The organism is Longimicrobium sp. (genome assembly GCF_036280135.1).
Taxonomy (GTDB): Bacteria; Gemmatimonadota; Gemmatimonadetes; order Longimicrobiales; family Longimicrobiaceae; genus Longimicrobium.
Map to the genome: position 1 here is coordinate 1 of NZ_DASURI010000188.1, position 3,473 is coordinate 3,473.

The window sequence follows — 3,473 nt, forward strand, 5'->3', positions numbered from 1 at the left end:
GCCGGATCAACGCTTACGTGCAGCTCCCCGACGCTTTTCGCAGCTTATCGCGCCCTTCTTCGCCTGTCCGTGCCAAGGCATCCACCGTGCGCCCTACTTTCGCTTGACCGGATATGCTCGCTCGCGCCGGTTAAACGCGAGGCACTCCGGCCCACCTAAAAGCCGACACACACGCTTGGTGCTCTCGAGCAGATCCACTCAGATCTCTCTCTTGCTACCCAATCCCAATACCCGGATTTTCAAACAGTCCTGTCGCAGCGCCATGCGCTGCGGAGCCTTCTAACTTATCAGCCTTGATCGCGGTTGTCAACGGCGTGCGTCGACCTTTTTCGGAGCCGCACTTTCGGCGCCCCATCCGCGAAGTGCATCCAATCTAATCGCTAAACCCATACAGGTCAACGGGTTAGCCAACGGGTCAAGTTCAGCGCGAGAACAACCCATCAACTGCATTCTCACACGGGGCCCAGGGGCCAACGGGGCTGCGCCAACGGTAACTGCAACGGACAACAGAGTCGCTGCTGCAGTTCCCGTTGCCGTTTCCGTTGGCGCAGCCCCGTGTGAGAAATGCAGGTGCTCTATGGTTTCGAGAGATCGTCCGCGACGGCATCCTCCGCGTCCGGCGGCCACAGAAGGCGCGTGCCGAGCGCCCAGAGGGCCACGGCCACGAACCCCACCAGTTGGCCGATTGGACGCAGGGGACGGTAGTCCGCGAAGGCGCGACGCACGCCTTCGGCCACGTCGCCCAGGCCGAAGCCCGTTCCGGCGGCGGGACCCACGCGCGTCCACAGCACGGGAATCACCGAGAACTTGAGCACCGCCAGCAGCAGGGCCAGGCTGGCCAGCGAAAAGACGAGCCGGCGCCGCGTGCCGCCGCTGAACGCGCCCCACGCCGTCACGGCGATCCCCGCCACCACCATCCACTCGATCATCCCCGGCGGGGGAAGGAGCAGCTCCAGCACCTGCGCGCTCGCCAGCACGCCGTAGACGACGGCCATCCACCCCGTGAGCGCCTCGGGCCGCTCCCACGCGCCGCGAAAGACGAGCAGGTACGCCAGCAGCAGGGCAAACACGCCTTCCACCATGCCGAACGCGCGGTACTCCACGCCATCCGGCACGAGGGCGATGCCGGCCACCGTGGCGCTGGCGAGAAAGGCGAGGGAGGCGGCCGTGTGGCGCTGGGCGGCGGTCATCGTCCGGGGAGCCATTCCAGGGGACCCGTGCGCAGCTGACGCGTGATCCGCCCGTCCAGCGCCTCGGCCCTTGCCTTCGTGGCGGGGGAGACGGGCGCCGCGCGGACGCGCTGCACGACGGCCTGCGCGTCCCGCAGCAGCTGGTCGTTGTCGCCGCGGTACCAGGGCGTGGCGCCCGTGGCCAGCATCAATCCCGCGCGGTCCAGGGCAATGCCGGCCCACAGCTCCGCCGCCTCGGCCGCGCGCTCGGGCGTGCCGGCGCGCTCGCGGGCGCTGAGCGCTTCTTCCTCCGCCTCGGCGTAGCGCGCGATGGCGGCCGCCGTGTCGCCCAGGGCCGCGGCGTCCTGGCCGGCCTTGACCCGCTCCCGCGCCCGGCTGATGCGCGGCGTGTAGGCGTCGGGCGCGAGGGTGACCCACGCGCGGCTCCCCACCTCGGCCGCGCTCTGCGGCTGGCTGGCGTAGAGGTAGAGGACGCCGAGGGTGAGAACGGCAAGGAGCGCGAGCCCCGGGATGACCCAGGGATCGCGCACGCCCGCCATGAATCGCGCAGGATGGGACACGTCCGACCTCCCGGAAAGGTCCGTGGCCGTCAGGCGGCCGGGGCCAGGTCGAGCAACTCCCGGACCTCGTCGGCCGGGACGAAGAAGTCGCCCAGGCGCGAGCGATACGGCCCGTGCCAGTCCGATCCGCCCGTGGTGAACATCCCCAGCCCGCGCGCCACGCCGCGGATGCGCTTGCCGTCCGTGGGCGTCGTATTCGGCCGGAACACCTCCAGCCCCGACATCCCCCACTCGGCGAACGAGGGGGCAAAGCGCTCCAGCACGTCCAGCCCGGGGTGCGCCCACACGGCCACGCCGCCGGACGCCCGGATCATCTCGATGGAGTCGCGGACGGAGGGGAACTCCGTCCGGACAAAGGCCAGCCCGCCGTCCGCCAGGTAGCGCTCGAACGCCTCGCCCATGGAGCGCACGTGGCCGGCGGCCAGCAGCGCCCGCGCCACGTGCGGCCGGCCGATGGCGCGGGCGTCCGTCCCCGCGGCGCGCAGCACGTCGTCGTACTCGATGGCGAGGCCCTGCCCCTGGAGAATGCGCACCATCTCCCGCGCGCGCTCCTGCCGGCGGTCCAGCGCGCCGTGCTCGTGCGCCAGCAGGGGCGCCGCCTGGGGCGACACGTGGTAGCCCAGGATGTGGCACTCCACCCCTTCGAATTCGCTGCTCACCTCCACGCCGGTGATCACGCGCACGGACGTGCCCCGGGCGGCGTCCAGCGCCTCGGCCAGGCCCTTGATGGTGTCGTGGTCCGTGACGGAGATGTAGTCGAGCTTGCCCTCGACGGCGGCGCGCACCACGTCCGTGGGCGAAAGCTCGCCGTCACTGGCGCGGGTGTGGATGTGCAGGTCGGCTCTCTGCATGACGTTCCCGATAGAGACGACTCACCGCCGGCCCGGTGGCGCGGCGGTGAGGATGGCGATCAGACGGCGCGGACGGGCGGCTCACTGGCGCCAGGCCAGCCCCAGCCCCCAGTTGGCCCCGTCGGCGAGGTTGATGTCCAGGCGCAGCGACACGCCCGCGGCAAAGTCGAAGTCGGCGCCGATGTCGGCGCGGACGTCCAGGTCCACCTCGTTGTCGTCGTTCACCACGTCGTTGTCGTCCGACAGGTCGGCGATGACGGCCAGCCGCGGATGGATGAACGGCGTGACGCTGAAGGTGCCGGCGGGGATGCGCTGCCCCGCGCTGAAGCCCACCTGGCCGCCCAGCAGCGAGGTGCCCTCGCCAAAGACGCCCTGCCCGGCCGCCGTGAACGCCAAGCCGATGGGCGCGCCCGCCAGCACGACGGGGTTGCGCGTCTCCAGGCCCAGGGTGAGGGCGCCGTTGCCCAGGTCGGCGTAGCCGGCGCGGATGCCGACGTCGCTGCCACCGCGCGAGGGACGGCGCCAGATGCCTTCGACGGCGACGTCGCCCAGGTCGCTTACGTAGACGCCAAAGTCGCTGGACGGGATGGGCGACTGAAAGGGCGTGGTGAAGACCTGCGCCTGCGAAGGCGACGCGAGGAGCGCGGCGCCCAGCGCCAGGCCGGCGGCCAGACCGATGTGCTTCATCTCGTTCTCGGGGTGTGGTTCCTTGCCGTAGACAACACGATGCCCGCGCCGACCTTCTAGGCCGGCGGCGGGCAGGTGTTCCGCCCGTACAAGAAGCGGACCATGCCCGGCCTGCCCATCCGGCGGGGACGACACAGGAATGAGGCGGGAGGGTGGGGTTTCGTTGGCCCTCACCCGCGGGCCCT

At 70.7% G+C, this 3,473-nt stretch carries 4 protein-coding genes and 1 rRNA gene; all 5 read right to left on the reverse strand.

Translation table 11 applies throughout. The features are described 5' to 3' along the window. Positions 1-109, reverse strand: a 23S ribosomal RNA gene (locus tag VFZ20_RS05505); the annotation flags it as partial. 466 nt (positions 110-575) lie between these two features. Continuing rightward, a complete protein-coding gene (locus VFZ20_RS05510) occupies positions 576-1,190 on the reverse strand; it encodes a hypothetical protein (RefSeq protein ID WP_329682835.1) in 615 nt (204 codons plus the stop codon). Then, positions 1,187-1,750: a hypothetical protein gene (locus tag VFZ20_RS05515; protein ID WP_329682836.1), complete on the reverse strand. Its 564-nt coding sequence runs from the start codon at positions 1,748-1,750 to the stop codon at positions 1,187-1,189. The genes VFZ20_RS05510 and VFZ20_RS05515 overlap by 4 nt, the downstream gene beginning before the upstream one ends. Before the next feature lie 29 nt (positions 1,751-1,779). Further along, on the reverse strand, positions 1,780-2,601 hold the full coding sequence (locus VFZ20_RS05520) for a PHP domain-containing protein (RefSeq protein WP_329682837.1): 822 nt from the start codon (positions 2,599-2,601) through the stop codon (positions 1,780-1,782). Between the two features lie 81 nt (positions 2,602-2,682). Further along, the gene (locus VFZ20_RS05525; RefSeq protein ID WP_329682838.1) at positions 2,683-3,288 is read right to left on the reverse strand and encodes a hypothetical protein; all 606 of its coding nucleotides are present in this window, start codon (positions 3,286-3,288) and stop codon (positions 2,683-2,685) included. Positions 3,289-3,473: the final 185 nt, after the last annotated feature.

Excerpts from the sequence above, each read along its gene's own strand:
- VFZ20_RS05525 (WP_329682838.1), bottom strand. The coding sequence starts at position 3,288 with ATGAAGCACATCGGTCTGGCCGCCGGCCTGGCGCTGGGCGCCGCGCTC.
- VFZ20_RS05510 (WP_329682835.1), bottom strand. The coding sequence starts at position 1,190 with ATGACCGCCGCCCAGCGCCACACGGCCGCCTCCCTCGCCTTTCTCGCC.
- VFZ20_RS05520 (WP_329682837.1), bottom strand. The coding sequence starts at position 2,601 with ATGCAGAGAGCCGACCTGCACATCCACACCCGCGCCAGTGACGGCGAG.